The organism is Azonexus hydrophilus (assembly GCF_905120355.1).
Lineage (GTDB): Bacteria > Pseudomonadota > Gammaproteobacteria > Burkholderiales > Rhodocyclaceae > Azonexus.
Genome location: NZ_CAJHOB010000001.1, coordinates 126,433 through 142,280, shown reverse-complemented (window position 1 = coordinate 142,280; position 15,848 = coordinate 126,433). Strand labels below are relative to the sequence as shown.

Annotated in this window: 14 protein-coding genes; 5 read left to right on the top strand and 9 right to left on the bottom strand. The window is 59.6% G+C overall.

The genetic code is table 11. The features are described 5' to 3' along the window. Position 1 precedes the first annotated feature (1 nt). The 6 genes from recQ to JYJ39_RS00610 all read right to left on the bottom strand — a co-directional run bounded on the left by recQ (position 2) and on the right by JYJ39_RS00610 (position 6,178). Positions 2-1,825: a DNA helicase RecQ gene (gene recQ, locus JYJ39_RS00635; protein WP_240189483.1), complete on the bottom strand. Its 1,824-nt coding sequence runs from the start codon at positions 1,823-1,825 to the stop codon at positions 2-4. A gap of 9 nt (positions 1,826-1,834) precedes the next feature. Next, positions 1,835-2,563, bottom strand: a complete 729-nt coding sequence (locus JYJ39_RS00630; RefSeq protein WP_205201154.1) for a UDP-2,3-diacylglucosamine diphosphatase — start codon at positions 2,561-2,563, stop codon at positions 1,835-1,837. A gap of 62 nt (positions 2,564-2,625) precedes the next feature. After that, entirely contained in the window at positions 2,626-3,132 is a 507-nt protein-coding gene (locus tag JYJ39_RS00625; RefSeq protein ID WP_205201152.1) for a peptidylprolyl isomerase, read from the bottom strand. A gap of 9 nt (positions 3,133-3,141) precedes the next feature. After that, positions 3,142-3,717, bottom strand: coding sequence for a peptidylprolyl isomerase (locus JYJ39_RS00620; RefSeq protein WP_205201150.1), 576 nt, complete (start codon positions 3,715-3,717; stop codon positions 3,142-3,144). Beyond that, positions 3,717-5,024 carry a L,D-transpeptidase family protein gene (locus tag JYJ39_RS00615; RefSeq protein ID WP_205201146.1) on the bottom strand — a complete coding sequence of 436 codons (1,308 nt, stop codon included), beginning with the start codon at positions 5,022-5,024 and terminating at the stop codon, positions 3,717-3,719. The genes JYJ39_RS00620 and JYJ39_RS00615 overlap by 1 nt, the downstream gene beginning before the upstream one ends. Next, positions 5,024-6,178 carry a tetratricopeptide repeat protein gene (locus JYJ39_RS00610; protein WP_205201144.1) on the bottom strand — a complete coding sequence of 385 codons (1,155 nt, stop codon included), beginning with the start codon at positions 6,176-6,178 and terminating at the stop codon, positions 5,024-5,026. Before JYJ39_RS00610 ends, JYJ39_RS00615 begins: the two co-directional genes overlap by 1 nt. Positions 6,179-6,282: 104 nt before the next feature. On the opposite strand from JYJ39_RS00610, the gene cysS reads away from it, so the two are divergent. Continuing rightward, on the top strand, positions 6,283-7,653 hold the full coding sequence (gene cysS, locus JYJ39_RS00605) for a cysteine--tRNA ligase (protein ID WP_205201141.1): 1,371 nt from the start codon (positions 6,283-6,285) through the stop codon (positions 7,651-7,653). Between the two features lie 83 nt (positions 7,654-7,736). Here cysS and ccoG read toward each other — a convergent pair whose 3' ends face one another. The 3 genes from ccoG to JYJ39_RS00590 form a co-directional block, all read right to left on the bottom strand. Beyond that, the gene (gene ccoG, locus JYJ39_RS00600; protein ID WP_205201138.1) at positions 7,737-9,128 is read right to left on the bottom strand and encodes a cytochrome c oxidase accessory protein CcoG; all 1,392 of its coding nucleotides are present in this window, start codon (positions 9,126-9,128) and stop codon (positions 7,737-7,739) included. 120 nt (positions 9,129-9,248) lie between these two features. After that, positions 9,249-10,667 carry a PLP-dependent aminotransferase family protein gene (locus tag JYJ39_RS00595; RefSeq protein WP_205201136.1) on the bottom strand — a complete coding sequence of 473 codons (1,419 nt, stop codon included), beginning with the start codon at positions 10,665-10,667 and terminating at the stop codon, positions 9,249-9,251. Positions 10,668-10,800: 133 nt separating this feature from the next. After that, on the bottom strand, positions 10,801-11,943 hold the full coding sequence (locus tag JYJ39_RS00590; protein ID WP_205201134.1) for an ABC transporter substrate-binding protein: 1,143 nt from the start codon (positions 11,941-11,943) through the stop codon (positions 10,801-10,803). 287 nt (positions 11,944-12,230) lie between these two features. Here JYJ39_RS00590 and JYJ39_RS00585 point away from each other — a divergent pair, with 287 nt between their 5' ends. From JYJ39_RS00585 to JYJ39_RS00570, 4 genes are all read left to right on the top strand, one after another. After that, positions 12,231-13,694, top strand: coding sequence for a COG3014 family protein (locus JYJ39_RS00585; RefSeq protein ID WP_205201132.1), 1,464 nt, complete (start codon positions 12,231-12,233; stop codon positions 13,692-13,694). A gap of 92 nt (positions 13,695-13,786) precedes the next feature. After that, positions 13,787-14,224: a YcfL family protein gene (locus tag JYJ39_RS00580; RefSeq protein WP_205201130.1), complete on the top strand. Its 438-nt coding sequence runs from the start codon at positions 13,787-13,789 to the stop codon at positions 14,222-14,224. Positions 14,225-14,325: 101 nt separating this feature from the next. Beyond that, complete coding sequence (gene lpoB, locus JYJ39_RS00575; protein ID WP_205201128.1) at positions 14,326-14,937, top strand: penicillin-binding protein activator LpoB; 612 nt, start codon at positions 14,326-14,328, stop codon at positions 14,935-14,937. 15 nt (positions 14,938-14,952) lie between these two features. Continuing rightward, positions 14,953-15,780, top strand: coding sequence for a hypothetical protein (locus JYJ39_RS00570; protein ID WP_205201126.1), 828 nt, complete (start codon positions 14,953-14,955; stop codon positions 15,778-15,780). Positions 15,781-15,848: the final 68 nt, after the last annotated feature.

Sequence of the window (15,848 nt, the reverse complement as noted above, 5' to 3'; positions counted from 1 at the left end):
TTCAGTTCGCCTGAGACTCGGTTGCCCGGATCAACTGCAGCAATTCTTCCCCGTAGTGCTCGATCTTGGCGCTGCCCATGCCGCTGATCTGGGCCAGCAGACCATGGCTGACGGGCCGGCATTCGGCAAGTTCGCGCAGGGTTTTGTCATGCAGGATGACATAAGCGGGAACGCCTTGCTCGCGCGCGGTGTCGGTGCGCCAGCTGCGCAGGATCTGAAACAGGGCTTCGTCGGCGGGGGCGAGCGCGGTTGCCGTGGCGCTCGCGGTAGTGGGGCGGCGGCTGCGTTCGCTACTTGCCGCCGGTCGGCGTAATTGCACACTGCGCTGGCCCTTGAGTACTTCGCGGGCGTCCTCGGTGAGTTGCAGCGCGCCATGTTCGCTCAGGTCAACATGTACCAGGCCGGCTGCCGCCAGCTGCCGGAAGACGCTTTTCCAGGTGCGTTCATCAAGATCGCTGCCGACACCGAAAGTGGGCAGGCGGTCATGCCCCCATTGCCGCATTTTGTCGTTTGCCTTGCCGCGTAGCAGGTCGATCAGGTGGCTGACGCCGAAGCGCATGCCGGTGCGGTAAATGGCGGACAGCGCTTTTTGTGCGGCCAGAGTGCCGTCCCAGAGTTCGGGCGGATCGGCGCAGACGTCGCAGTTACCGCAGGGCGCGTGCTGCTCGCCGAAATAGTCGAGCAGTACCTGGCGCCGGCAGCGTGGTGCCTCGCAATAGGCGAGCAGGGCGGTGAGGCGTTGCGCTTCCAGGCGTTTCTGGCGTTCTTCCGCTCCGGAATCGCTGATACGGGCCTGCTGCAGGGCGACATCCTGCATGCCGTAGGCCATCCAGGCCTCGGCGGGTTCGCCATCACGGCCGGCACGGCCGGTTTCCTGATAGTAGGCTTCGATGCTCTTGGGTAAATCGAGGTGGGCGACGAAGCGCACATCGGGTTTGTCGATGCCCATACCAAAGGCAATGGTGGCGCACATGATCAGGCCTTCCTCGCGCAGGAAGCGGCGCTGGTTGGCGGCCCGCTCGGGCGCCGGCAAGCCGGCGTGGTAGGGCAGGGCGGGATAGCCCTGGGACGACAGCCAGGCGGCGGTTTCCTCCACCTTCTTGCGCGACAGGCAGTAAACAATGCCAGCCTGCCCCCGGCGGTTGGCGAGAAAGGCATGCAGCTGGCGGCGGGCATTATCCTTTTCAACCACGCTGTAGCGGATGTTCGGGCGGTCGAAGCTGGACAGGAAGACGCGTGCTTCGCCCAGGCCGAGGCGGTGCAGCATCTCGTCGCGTGTCGCCTGGTCGGCGGTGGCCGTCAGCGCAATGCGCGGTACCTTGGGATAACGCTCGTGCAGGGCGGAGAGCTGCAGGTATTCCGGGCGGAAATCGTGCCCCCACTGGGATACGCAATGGGCCTCGTCAATGGCGAACAGGGCGAGTTTTCCTGCCGCGTAGAGGGCATCGAACAGAGCCAGGGTGCGTTCGAGCATGAGGCGCTCGGGAGCAATGTAGACCAGGTCGAGCTGGCCGCTGAACATGGCTTGTTCGACGGTTTGTGCGTCACGCCAGTCGAGTGTCGAGTTGAGGACGGCGGCTTTGACGCCGAGCTGGGTCAGCGCATCGACCTGGTCCTGCATCAGGGCGATCAGGGGGGAGACGACGACGGCGCAGCCGGGGCGGAGCAGGGCTGGTATCTGATAGCACAGACTCTTGCCGCCACCCGTCGGCATGAGGACTAGTGCGTCGCCGCCCTGGCAGATGTGGTCGATGATTTCGGCTTGCGCGCCGCGAAAGGCGGGGTAGCCGAAGATGTCGCGCAGGAGGGCGAGGGGAGTGTTCACGTGCAAGGCTCAGACTGCGGCGGCGGTGATGCTCAGGCGTTGCAGGCGCTCCCCGTCCCAGCGGAGATAATCCCCCCGGTCCTCGTGCCAGTCGCCCAGGACCCAGCGTTCGACGTGAATGCCGTCAACGATGTGATCATGCGTCGCCGCCTGGTGGGTGTGGCCATGAATGAAGGTGGCGTAGCCGTGGGTGCGCAGGAAATCGTCGGTGGCATCCGGGCTGAGGTCGGCGTATGTCTGCCCGCCGCGTTTGTTGCGGCTGCTGCGCCAGCGGATGTAGCGGCCGAGCAGGGTACGCAGCCAGCGTGGTTTTTTCAGCATGCGGGCGAGCCAGGCGGGATCGCGCACTTTCGCGCGGTAGGCCAGATAGGCCGGGTCACTGAGACAGAGTGCGTCACCGTGGGCCAGGACGAAGGACCATGTTGGCAGGTGCAGGTCGAAGGGGTCGGGAATCAGCTGGACGCCTGCTGCTGCGGCAAACGCCTCGCCGAGGGCGAAATCGCGGTTGCCGTGCATGACGTAGAGGCGCACGCCGGCATCGCTGGTCTGGCGCAGGGCGGCGATGATGTTGCGGTGCCAGGCGTCGGCGACATCGTCGCCGACCCAGACCTCGAACAGGTCGCCGAGGATGTACAGGGCTTCTGCCTGCCGCACCGGGCCGGCGAGAAAGTCGAGGAACAACGCAGTCGCCCCGGGTGAGCGGGGCGACAGATGGAGATCGGAAGCGAACAGATGCATGGTGATGAAGAGAGACCGAGCGGGTAGTGCTCAGCACATTGCCCGGTCTTCTTCGACAGCGATCAGGCCAGGACTTCGGCCTTTTCGATGATTACGCTTTCCTTGGGCACATCCTGGTGGAAACCCTTGTTACCTGTGGGCAGAGCGCGGATCGCGTCGACCACGTCCATGCCTTCGACTACCTTGCCGAAAACGCAGTAACCCCAACCCTGGCCGGAAGGTGCCTTGAAGTCGAGAAAGTCGTTGTCGACGGTGTTGATGAAGAACTGGGCGGTCGCCGAGTGCGGGTCATTGGTGCGGGCCATCGCAATGCTGCCACGCACGTTCTTCAGGCCGGCCTTGGCGGTCTGCTCGCCTTCGCTCTCGATCGGAGCCTGGGTCGGTTTCTGTTCCATGTCTGGGGTCATGCCGCCACCCTGGATCATGAAGTTCTTGATGACGCGGTGGAAGATGGTGCCGTCGTAGTGGCCGGATTCGACGTATGCAATGAAGTTGGCACTGGTCTTGGGCGCGTTGACGGTATCCAGTTCGAGGGTGATGGTGCCGTGGTTGGTGGTGAGTTTGATCATGTCTGTTCCTTATTTATCCGAAATGATGCGGACGTTCTTGATGACCACCGGGGTGGTCGGAACGTCCTGATGGAAGCCGGCATTGCCGGTGCGTACCTTGGCAATCTTGTCGACGACATCCATGCCGCTGGTGACCTTGCCGAATACGGCATAACCCCAGCCGTCGCGGCTTGGATAATCGAGCGGCAGGTTGTCGGCATGGTTGATGAAGAACTGCGCGGTGGCCGAGTGTGGATCGCCGGTTCGGGCCATGGCGAGCGTGCCCCGCCGGTTTTTCAGGCCATTTTTGGCCTCATTTTCGATCGGGGAGTGCGTTTTCTTCTGATTCATGCTGGCATCAAAACCGCCGCCCTGGATCATGAAGCCCGGGATGACGCGGTGAAATACCGTGCCGTTGTAGAAGCCTTCACGGGCGTAAGTCAGGAAATTGCTGGCGGATTTTGGCGCTTTCTCAGCATCGAGTTCAACGGTGATGTTGCCCAGGCTGGTTTCCAGTTCCAGCGTCGGCGCTGCCCAGGCTGCATTGAGATTCAGGCTGCTGAGCAGAAGCAGGGTGGGGGCGAGGGTAGGGATCAGTTTGCGCATCAGGCGGCTCCTTCGTAAATGATTTTCCATTGACCGCCTTCGCGCACCCAGTACTGGCGCTTCTTCATGCGGTTGTCGAGGTTGTTGCTGCGGTAATCCTGCTCGAAGGTGACGACCACCATTTCTTCCGCGCCGGGATTCCGCAGGATGGAGATTTTATCGAGTTTGAGCTTGATCCAGGTTTTTCCGGCGTTGACCTGGCGTTTTTGCGCTGCGAATTGCGTGAAATCCTGGCCGCCGGCGCTGAACTGCCGCGAATAGTGGGCAAGGTAGCGGTCCGTATCGCGGCTTTCCCAGTCGGCGCGCCAGGCTTCGATGGTGCGGTTGAACTCTTCCCGCTCTTTGGCCCAGTCGTCGAGCGACAGCCATTCGACTTGCGGGCTGATGATGACCGGTGTCAGACCGACCTGGAGGTGGTCGCGGATGGCATCGAGATCCTGGTTGGTGAGGACCACGCAGCCGTCAGAGGCGAGCGGGGGGCGGGCAAAGGTGTCCGATTGTGTGCCATGCAGCCAGATGCCACTGCCGCCACGACCACGGCGGCGGTCCCATTCGTTGGGGAAGTTGATCGGAAAAGCTCCGCTGCCGTAAAGATCGGGTAGTTTTTGGCGCGACAGGTCGGCGGTGACGTGATAGACGCCAAGAGGGGTTTTCTTGTCACCCTCGTAAAACTTGTCAGCGCCCAGTTTGCCCTGGGTGACATAGTAATCGGCGACGAAGCGCGGTCGACCGCCGGTGGCAAGGTCGTTCTCGTAGATGTAGAGGCGCGAGCGCTGGGTGTCGATGACGACGGCGTAACGCTGATCTGGCCGCATCTGCAGGAGATAGCGCGGTACTTGTTCGGGAGCTGGTTTTTCCCGGTAGGCCTGTAGACGGCGCAGCGCTTCGGCGCGCAAATCGGAAATTTTTTCCGTGCCGGAGGGGGCGGCGCCAAAGGTGGTGAGGGGGTGCCTGCGGGCAAGCAACAGGTCACCCTTGATGAGATGCGCCAGACGGTAATTGGGGTGGCGTTCGATCAGGGCTTCAGTGTGCTGCAGGGCCAGGCCAAGATTGTTTTGCTCGATTTCCGCAAAGATCTGCGTCAGGGCAAGTTCCGGGTTGCTGGCGAGCGATTGTGCCGGCGTGTCCGACGGGTTTGCACTGGTTGTCGGCTTGCTTGGCCATACGGGCAGGGTGGTCTCGGCACTACGCGGCAACGCCGGCTCAGGGGCCGGCGTCTGGCGGGTAGCGAGTTGTATGACCGAGGGGATGGCGATCGCCGCTGCCAGACCGATCAGGAGCAGCGGTAACCAGGACTTCTTCTGCATCAGCGGGCGATTTCTTCCTTGATCAGCCACTTGCTGCCGCTACGCACGAAAACCAGGGTCTTGGTGCTGGAGCTGTTCAATCCCGGGGCCTTGTAATGCTGGCGGAAGCGGGCTTTTGCCTCGTCACCGTCGATACTGATGGTCGGCTCTTCCACTGTCACGGAAATTTTTCCGCCCCGCTTGCCGATACGCTGTTGCCGTTCGTTTTCCCAGGCTTTCCGACTCATGCCGCTGGGGGCGAAGCTGCTGGTGTAAGCGGCGAAATAGGCTTTCATGTCCTTGTTTGACCAAGCGTTTGCCCAGTTTTTTATCGCCTTGTTGACACCCTCGGTATCGCTGTTTGCGGCGGCAGTCTTGCTGTTCGCGGGCTTCTCGGCAACCTGCGGTTTTTCAGCCGGCGCGACACTTGCTGCCGGGGTGGTAACGGGGGGCGTTGCCTGCGGGGGTTGTGCGGCAGCGCCGGGAGTGGTGGTGACGACGGTGGCGGTAGCGGCCGGTTTGCTGGTGGGGGTTTGGTTGACAGGTGCCGCCGGGCGGGTGGCTGGCGGCTGCTCGGTGTTTGCCGCGAGGGCGGCTGGCGGGCGGACATTACCTTTGCCGGAGGTGCTGATGAGGTCGCGGATCAGCGCCAGCTTGTTCTGCATGCTGGTGTTGGCACCATCGAGTTGCAGGGCCTTGTCGTAAGCCTGGCTGGCGAGTTTGGCATAAACGTCGCCCAGGTTTTCATAGGCGATGGCGTACGACGGGTGGGTGCGGATGGCCATTTCCAGAGCGGTCCGTGCCTTGTCGTACTGTTTTTGCTGAGCGTAGAGCACGGCAAGGTTGTTGTAGGGCTCGGGGAGTTCCGGGTAGTCCTCGGAAAGCTTGGTGAATACCCCGATCGCCTCGGTGGGGCGATTCATTTCGGTCAGGATCAGGCCCTTGAGAAAACGGCCTTGTGCATCTTTTGGGCGGCTGCTCAGGTATTGCTCCGTTTTTTCCAGGGCCTGAGCGTGTTGTCCTTGCTTGATGAGGCGCTGGATTTCGGGGAGATTGTCGGCAAAAGCGGGTGCCGCTAAGCTGATCGTAAGGCCGAGCGCGATGGCACGCAGGGTTTTAAAACTGGACGGAATCGATGTGTCGATGCGGGAACGAGAGCGCAGAGGGGTATTCATTGCCGTGTTACAATCCGTGAGTTTCGAATCGACGGATTCTAGCAAATATCCGGGCGTTTTATTGATTTTCCAAGCGTTTCATCGCAACTATTTTTAATTCCAACATGCTAAAAATATACAATTCGCTTAAACGTGAGAAGCAAGTGTTCGAACCGATCCGTTCCGGACAGGTGCGTATGTATGTTTGTGGCATGACGGTGTACGACTATTGCCACCTCGGTCACGCGCGGGTGATGGTGGTTTTTGACATGGTGTACCGCTGGTTGAAGGCTTCCGGCTACCAGGTGACTTATGTGCGCAACATTACCGATATCGACGACAAGATCATCCGCCGGTCTGTCGAAAACGGTGAGTCCATCGCTCAGCTGACGGACCGTTTCATCGCCTACATGCACGAAGATGCTGATGCGCTCGGCGTCCAGCGCCCTGATCATGAACCGCGCGCGACGGATTACGTGCCGCAGATGCAGGACATCATCCGCCGCCTCGAAGCACGAGGTCTGGCCTATCAGGCCGGCGACGGGGATGTGAATTATGCGGTCCGCAAATTTGCGGGCTATGGCAAGTTGTCGGGCAAATCGCTGGATGATCTGCGGGCCGGCGAGCGGGTCGAGGTCGATACGGCCAAGGAAGATCCGCTCGACTTCGTGCTCTGGAAACGTGCAAAACCGGGTGAACCGGCCTGGGATTCGCCCTGGGGTAGCGGTCGTCCGGGCTGGCATATCGAGTGCTCGGCGATGAGTTCTTCCCTGCTCGGCGAGCATTTCGACATTCACGGCGGCGGTCAGGATCTGCAGTTTCCGCACCACGAGAACGAAATTGCCCAGTCGGAAGGCGCCAATTGCTGTTCTTACGTCAATTACTGGATGCACAACGGATTCGTGCGCGTCGATAACGAGAAGATGTCGAAATCACTCGGTAATTTCTTCACCATCCGCGAGGTGCTGAAAAAATACGATCCCGAGGTGGTGCGCTTCTTCATCTTGCGTGCGCACTATCGGAGCCCGCTCAACTACTCGGATGCCCATCTCGACGACGCCAAGCGCTCGCTCGACAGCTTGTATTTCACCCTGCGCGATGTGCCACCCGCAGCGGTGACGATCGATTGGACGCAAGGATATGCGGCTCGTTTTGCCGCGGCCTTGAACGAGGATTTCGATTCGCACGGGGCCATTGCCGTGTTGTTTGAGCTGGCCGCTGACGCCAATCGCCAGAAGTCGGCAGAGCTTGCCGGACTGCTGCAGGCGCTGGGCGGAGTGATCGGGTTACTGGAACGTAGCCCGCAGGTTTACCTGCAAGCGGCTCCCGGCGGCGAGCTTGATGCGACACAGATCGAGGCGATGATTGTGGCGCGTGCCGAAGCCAAGAAGGCGCGTGATTTTGCCAGCGCCGACCGGCTGCGGGATGAATTGAAGGCCGCTGGCGTGATCCTTGATGACAGCCCGCAGGGGACGACCTGGCGGCGGGCGGGCTGAGCTATTGCGGTGGTGTTGGGCAATGGGGCAATCTCTCGCCCCATGCTGCGCCGCTGCAACTTGTTCCGCCGCGCGGGCTACGCTCAGCGGAGCCCTGGCAGGGCAAAGCTGCTCTTCTCGCGAATGTGGACCGAGGGATCATCCTCCGCCTGAACCTTGAAATAGAGCGGCTGGATGCCCGATAAGGTCGTGTCGGCGGGCGCGGCAACCGTTAACGAGAGCGTGCGCAGGCTACCTGGGTCTGCACTGAAGCGGTGTGTGCCGACGATCTCGGCACCGGGAACGCCAGTGACGCTGATGGCAAATTCGCGCGGCCGTTCGGCAAAGTTGATCAGTTTCAGGGTATAGGCGTTCTCGATCAGACCGTCTGGCGTTTCCCGCAGCAGGGCCCCCCGGTCGCGCAGGATGTCGAGCCGTAGTTCCGGCCGTTCATGCAATGTCCATGCGGCTAACGTGCAGAAAATCACGCCGAGGATGGAGTAGATGAGCACCCGCGGGCGCGAGTACCAAGGGGGGTTGTATGCTGCCGCGCTCAATTCATGTTCTGAAGCAAAGCGAATCAGGCCCCGGGCGGCGCCGATTCTATCCATGACCTGGTCGCAGGCGTCGATGCACAGGCCGCAGTTGATGCACTGATATTGCAAACCATCGCGGATATCGATTCCGGTAGGACACACCTGAACACAGATGGCGCAGTCGATGCACTTTCCGTCCTGTTGTTTCTGACCGCGAGGTTCTCCACGTCTCCGGTCATAAGCGACGTTACGTGTGGCGGGGTCGAACATGACGCCTTGAAAGCGCGAATAGGGGCACATGTGCTGGCACACGGCTTCGCGGGCCAAGCCGGCTTGTACGTAGGTGAAGACGGCGTAGAAGATGAGCCAGAATGTTTCCCATGGGCTGATGTTCAATTGAGCCAGCGCGGGTAGAAGTTCCCGGATCGGGGTGAAATAGCCCACGAAGGTGATCGCGGTCCATCCGGCGACGATAGACCAGAGGGTGTGCTTGACCGCCTTGCGCAGCAGTTTGCGCGGATGCGACGGACTGGCATCGAGCTTGCGACGGGCAAGGTGATCGCCTTCGATGCGTGCCTCGATCCAGGTGAAGATGCTGGTGTAGACCGTCTGCGGACAGGCAAAGCCGCAAAACAGGCGTCCGGCCAGCGCGGTGACGAGGAACAGCGCGGTGGCGGCGATGATCAGGACGAAGGCCAGGATCAGGGCGTCCTGCGGCCACAGGATCAGGTCGAAGACATAGAGCTTCTGCCCTGGAATGTCGAACAATACGGCCTGGCGACGGCCGTCGGCACTATCCCAGTTCAGCCAGCACAGCCCATAAAAGACAATCTGGGTGAGCCATACCATGACCCAGCGCGCCGTATTGAAGCGGCCCTGCACTGCTTTGGCGTGAATTTTTCCCTGCGCGCGGTGGCGTGTCAGCCTTGCTTCGTGGGCTTTGCCGAGTGGCTTGTTCATGTCCATTTCCTTCTTTGGCGAATGGACGCGAGTAGAACATTGAAACGCACCGGGTAACAGTTTCAGATGTTCATGTTTTCAATAAGCACAGATGGAGATGCCGGAAGTGGCTCTGCAGGATCAAATATGACTGCTGATGATCCGGCCCAGGGTAGCGATGGCCTGCTGTGTGTGGGTGTCGGGTGGATGACCAAAATTGAGGCGGATGCAGTGGCGGAATTCCTTCTTGGCAGAAAAAATCGGCCCGGGGGCGATGCTGATGCCCTGCTCGAGGGCTTGCCGTTGCAGGTTCAATGCGTCGACGGTTTGCGGCAGTTCGATCCAGACGAAATATCCTCCGGCAGGCCTGGCCAGACGGGTGGTGGCAGGAAAATGCCGTTCAATTTCCTCGATCAGGCGGGCTTCCTGGAGCATCAACTGCTGCCGCAGGCGGCGTAAATGAAGGTCATAGCTACCGTGTTTGAGATATTCAGCGATGGCAATCTGCACCGGAATGGTCGTGGCCAGACTGGTAGCCAGCTTGAGGCGGATGATTTTTTCCGCGTAGCGACCGGCCGCCACCCAGCCTAGGCGGTAACCAGGGGCCAGGCACTTGGAGAATGAACCTATGTGCATCACATGGTCTGCTGGCGTGACCGATTTGCTGCACAGGGGCGGTTGCGTTCCGAAGTAGAGTTCCTGATAGACATCGTCTTCGATGAGCGGCACGGCGTGCCGTGCCAGCAGGTCGATCAGCGCCCGCTTGCGTTCCGGGCTGACCAGGCAACCGGTTGGATTGCCGAAGTTGAGCATGAGCAGGCAGGCCTTGATCGGGTGCTGTTGCAAGGCAGCCGCCAGGGCCTGCAGATCGATCCCTTCGCGCGGATGTGAAGGGATTTCGATGACTTTCAGTCCGAGTCGCTCGCTGGCCTGCAGTCCGGCATAAAAGGTCGGGGATTCAATGGCGATCAGGTCGCCTGGCTGTGTGACGGCTTGCAGGCACAGATTGATTCCTTCCATTGCGCCTGAGGTGATGACAATTTCATCGGTTGAGACGGTCGCGCCCCGCGCCAGATAGCGCAGCGCGATCTGGCGGCGCAGCTCAGCATTGCCCGGAGGCAGGTCGGTGACAGTGGATAAAGGGTTGCTGTTACGTGCTGACTGACCGAGAAAACGGCCCAATTTGTCGAGTGGAAATAGGAACGGGCTGGGAAAACTCGATCCCAGCGGGACTACCGCCGGATCTTTGACGCTATTGAGAATCTGGAAGATGAAGTCGCTGACCTGGAGTGCTGTCGATTGGCTGCGTGGATGACTCATCTGCGGTTCGTCAAGGCGTTGGCCAAGACGAGGGCGCACGAAATAGCCGGATTTCGGGCGTGCCTCAATCAGACCTCGGCTTTCCAGCAGGTAGTAAGCCTGGGTGACGGTGACCGGGCTGATGGCGTAGGTACGGCAGGTCTGCCGTACCGAGGGGAGCCGGTCGCCGGGGCGCAGGATGCCGTCAGCGATCAGCTTTTCTGTTTCGTACGCCAATTGCTGGTAACGCGCTACTTTCACGGCTCCGGTCTTTTTTGAATGCTTGCCGTGCTGGCGCTGCGACAAATGGTCTTTCCGAATCAGGAGGGACAGGCAGACGTGTTCTTCGTACTGCCGAGGCTTGCGCCTGCCCGCTCCGATCTGTTGCCTGATATCAGCGCAATACCTTACCGCCTGGGCCGATGACGGTCATTTCAACAAAGCGCGAACCACCGCGGGCGGTGGTCGAGTAATTCACCCGGTAACCACCGAAATCCACATTGTTGATGCTCTCCAGAGCGCTGACCAGTTTTTCCCGGGTCAGGTCGCGTCCGGCACGGCGCAGTCCTTCCACCATGACACGCGCGGTGAGGTAGGCCTCAAGCCCGTAATAGGAGTATTTGCCGGGCTTGGGCGCAATCTTTTGATAGTCGCGCACGACCGGAATAGTGTCATTCCACGGGTAGGGAACGACTTGTGAAATACCGATGCCACGGGCCTCATTGCCCAGGGTGTCGACCAGTTGCTCGGTGCCGACCGGGGAGAGCGTCATGAACATCGGGTGTTGTCCGGCCTGCTTCATGGCCCGGATGAAGGCAGCGCTGGGTTTGTACAACGTGACCATGACCACTGCCTGCGGGTTGGCTTTGGCAACGCTCTGGACGGCGGTATTGACATCCAGCGAGTTACGTTCGACGGTGGCGACCGCTGCCGGAGTCAGGTTGTGCCGCTTGAGGGCCGCAGTGACACCGTCCAGGCCGGCTTTGCCGAAGCCATCGTTCTGGTAGAACACGGCGATGCGACGCAGGCCGATGGCGACCATCTGGTTGACGATGGCTTCGGTTTCGTCGTTGTAGCTGGCACGAATGTGGAACATGAAACGCGCATGCGGATTGCTGGAAATTGGCTGGCGCAGGCTGGGCGCGCCGGAGATGGTGCCGACCAGGGGAACGCCGGCGGGGCCGAACACGGTATTCATGGTCGCTTCGGTGGGGGTGGTGCCGAAAAAACCCAGCAGGGCAAAGGCTTGCTTGTCCTTGATCAGGGTCTTGGTGTTGGCGAGGGCGCGGTCGGTTTCATAGCCATCATCAAGGGCGATCAGCTCAATCTTGCGGCCATTGACACCGCCGGCTTTGTTGAGTTGTCCGAAGTAGGCCTGAATGGTCTGCCGCATGTCCTCGCCATAAGCGCCGTTGGGCCCGCTGAAAGGAGCAGACATGCCGAGCGTGACGGTCGTGTCGGTGACGCCGGGTTCGGCGGCGCAAATTGTTGACAAGGCCAGCAGTGCGGCGGCGGCAAGGTGTTTCAGACTCAGCATGGTTGGCGTCTCCCCCGAAAAATATGCGCTGATTCTAGCAGTTGAATTGGGAAGGAGAGCAAGGATGAATGGACCGAGAGTGCTGTCGTGGTGGCTGCTTTGGGATGTGCGTAACGAGTTTATTGACAAAAATTTACGAAACACAAACAATCCGTCACATTTCAAAATAGCATATTCCGGTGAGTTTTATAGTGCGCACAAACAATTCCATTAAATTATTTAAACGGGGCCGTCTGCCCATTTTGCTGTCCGGGCTGCTTGTGCTGGCGGGCTGTGCGGGGAATCCCTTGCGCAGCTACGATAGTGAAATGCGTACGACGGTGGCGCTGGTGCAGGGAGGGCAGCTGGAGCAGGCGCTGCAGCTTCTTGAGAAGAACAACAAGCCCTTGTTCGCAGCCGATGAGGCCAGGGACAAGGAAGGACGTGCCAAGGAAAAAACCGTACTGGATTCGGTCAATGGGCGCGATATCCTCTATTACTTCGAGAAGGGCGAACTGCTCAGCTTGAAGACCGATTACGAGGGAAGTCGCGACAGCTGGTTGATGGCTGATGAAATCGTACGCACCTGGGAAGATGACTACCGCACCAACCCGACCAAGCTGCTGGGCGACATCGGTGCTTTCCTGGTCAGTGACCGGGTCCGCCGCTATGACGGCCAGGATTACGAAAAGGTCTTTTTGTCGGCGAAACTTGCCCTCGACCACATCCTGCTCGGCAATTTCGACCACGCTCGGGTCGAGATGAAGAAAACGGTGGAGCGGGAGAAGCTGATCGAGAGCTTCCGCGAGAAGGAGTATGAAAAACTGCAGGAGGAGCAGAAACAGAAAGGCGTCAAGACCGACACCAAGGATCTGTCGGCGCACGGTTATCCACTCGACGAACTTGATGCGCCCGAAGTGCGGCGGCTGAAGAACGGTTACCAGAATGCCTTTGCCCATTATCTGGCGGGCTATTTCTTCGAGGTCACCGGCGAGCCGTCGATGGCCGAGCCGGGCTATCGCAATGCTCTGGCATTGCAACCAGATAGCAAGCTGATCAAGGAAAAACTCGGGCGGACAGGCAGCCGGCGCGCTGGCCCGGGGCAGACCGATGTGCTGTTCGTTGTTGAAAGCGGGTTTGCGCCGGCCTGGAAGTCGGTCACCATTCCCTTGCCGATCCCGGTAAATGGCCGTTTCGTCGCAACGCCACTATCCTTTCCTATCGTCAAGTCGGAGGGTAAGGGCTACATGCCGAATGCGCTGCGCATCAATGGCAAAGACTATCCGGTGGAAACTCTGGTCGATGTGGATGCCATGGCCCGGCGTCAGCTCAGGGATCAGCTGCCGGGGATCATGGGACGCACTGTCGTCCGTGCAGTTGCCAAATCGGCCCTGCAATACCAGGCGCAGAAAAAAGGCGGAGCAGTGGCGGGGATCATCACCGGCATTGCTTCGGTGGTGACCGAGCAGGCTGATGAGCGTGCCTGGCGAACGTTGCCCGAGCGGCTGGCGGTGGCGCGGGCAGTTCTGCCACGGGGGAGTGCTGCGCTTGAATTCGATACGGGTAATGGCCTGTTTCGAGGTGAGGTGATGGTGGGTAATCGGGTGACGGTGATTCCGATCCGCCTGGCCAATGGCACGGTGTATGTCGGTCAGCCGCGGATCGAGGCGTGGGCCGACGCGTTTACTGATGAACCGGTCAAGGCGCCGCCGCGGGCGCGTCGGGCAGGTGCGAAGCAAGCGCCGAAGAAGGCAGGTGCTGCGGCGCAGTAGCTTGACGGTTAATGATTGTCACGGTGGCGGGAAGCCTGCTGTTGCTGTTCCGCGACATTGTATTTAGGGAAAATTTTCTGGAGGTTTTATTCATGAAACAGACGCTCATCCGTGGCTTGCTCGGCTGCGCCCTTCTTGGCTTGACGCCGCTTGCGGCTCTGGCGGCTGAGCCCGGTACGATCGCCAGCAAGGTTGAAGAACTGGGGAAAATGACGTACTTGAAAGTGGTGGATTTGCGTGCCGTCAAACGTGACGGGCTGCTGCGTATCCAGGCCACTCTGGAGAACAGCAGCAGCGATGTGCAGCAGCTGTACTACCGTTTCCGCTGGCTGGATGAAGACGGTTTCGTGGTTTGGGAGGAAGAACCCTGGAAGCCGGAAACCGTTTATGGGTTGCAGAAAAAAGTGATCAATGCCGTGTCGCCCAGTTTCAAGGCGACGGACTTCCGTATCGAACTGCAGAGTCCGAAAAATGCCGGGGCGCCTTATTCCGGCAACAGCCCCGGTATGGAAGGTATGTCCGGGCGCTGAAGCAAAATGTTTGCTGTTTTTTTTCGCCGGGGGATCGGGGGCGCTTGCCCGATGCTCGCCGTGCGTTGTGATTGTTCATTTGTTTGACTGAAAGGTATTTCATGAAATCCGCATCTTCTTCCCGTGCCCTGTTGTTGGCTACAGTGCTTGGTTTTTCCTTGTCCGCCTGCCAGACCACTTCACCGACACTGGGCGACGGTAGTGTCAGCTATGGCGATGCCAAAGCGGTGGAAGCAGTCACTACCGACCTGGGATCCACCGACATCCAGATGACGTCGGAAAAGATGACCCAGTCCATGATCCAGCATCCGGTGATTCAGACCGCCATCAGGAAGCGCGAATTGCTCATGGCCTCGCCGGTAAAGAACAAGACCAGCGAATATTTCGACACCCGGCTGATTACCGATACCATCCTGACCCAACTGCAGAAGAACGGTATCCGTTACGTGATCGAGGGCGAAGACATGCAGAATCAGGTGGATGAATTGCGTCGCCAGAATCAAAGCGGTCTGTACAAGAAATCCAAAACGGCCAAGATGGGCAACATGCAGGGGGCCAAATACCGGATCGACGGTAGCGTGTCTTCCATCGTCAAGCGCAACAGTTCGATGAAGGATGTCTATTACAAGATCAACATGCGCCTGATCGAGATCGAAAGCGGCATCGTCGAGTGGTCGGACGAGAAGGAAATTCGCAAATCGGCCAAGCGCTGAGTCGGGAGTCGCATCATGCAAATCTTGAAGAAAGCGTTGCTCGGGAGTGTCTTGCTGGGGGCTACCCTGCTGGCGCAGGCGGGCCCCAGTCTCAAGGTGGCCGTTACCGATCTGGCTTATGAGGAACGGGTGCAGGAGTATTTCCGTTCGATCCGGGCGACGGAAAAGTCCTCGCTGCGGGCTTCTGCACGCGAGAGCGAGCGGGACAGCGATCATTCCTATTCCCGTCGTGCCAGCGGTTCGCTCAATGCCCGTTCGGAGTCGACCTACTCCTATGACGAAGGGGTCTATTCTTATATCGAGCGGGGTGAGCTGCGCAAGTTCACTGCCGATATCAAGGGGGAGATCGTCAAGTCGGGGTATTTCAAGGTGGTGCAGGGTAAGCCCTTCACTGCCAAGAACACTGAGAAACTGTACGACGTGATTGCCCGCATCAAGCAGGGGATGTATCCGGGCGCCGATTACGTGCTGTTTGGTTCGGTCAATAACATCCAGTTTCGCCAGGAGGCCAACCCGATTGACCATACCGACACCGTATCGCATACGCTGAGTCTTGAGCTCGTGGGAGAGTTCAGCCTGATCAGTACCCGGACCTACGAAGTGAAAGCAGCCTTTTCTGCCATGGGCGAGGGGAGTGATGTGAAGCTGATGTCTTCACGCGGCGGCCGCCTTGTCCTCAACCGCGGCAAGGTCGTGTCGGAAGTCTCCAAGAGTCTGGGTGAAGACGTCATCCGCCAGATGGAGGAGCAGCTCGCGGCGCTGGGGGGAGAAGCTCCGGTGCAGCGGGAAACGGTAATGGAGCGTGGGCAGTCGCGGCAGGAAGAAGTGATGATCTTCCGTTGAAAAGGTGCTGTCTTGACACCGCCCCCGCCCGGGGCGGTGTTTGTTTTGCGATGATGAACTGAATGAAA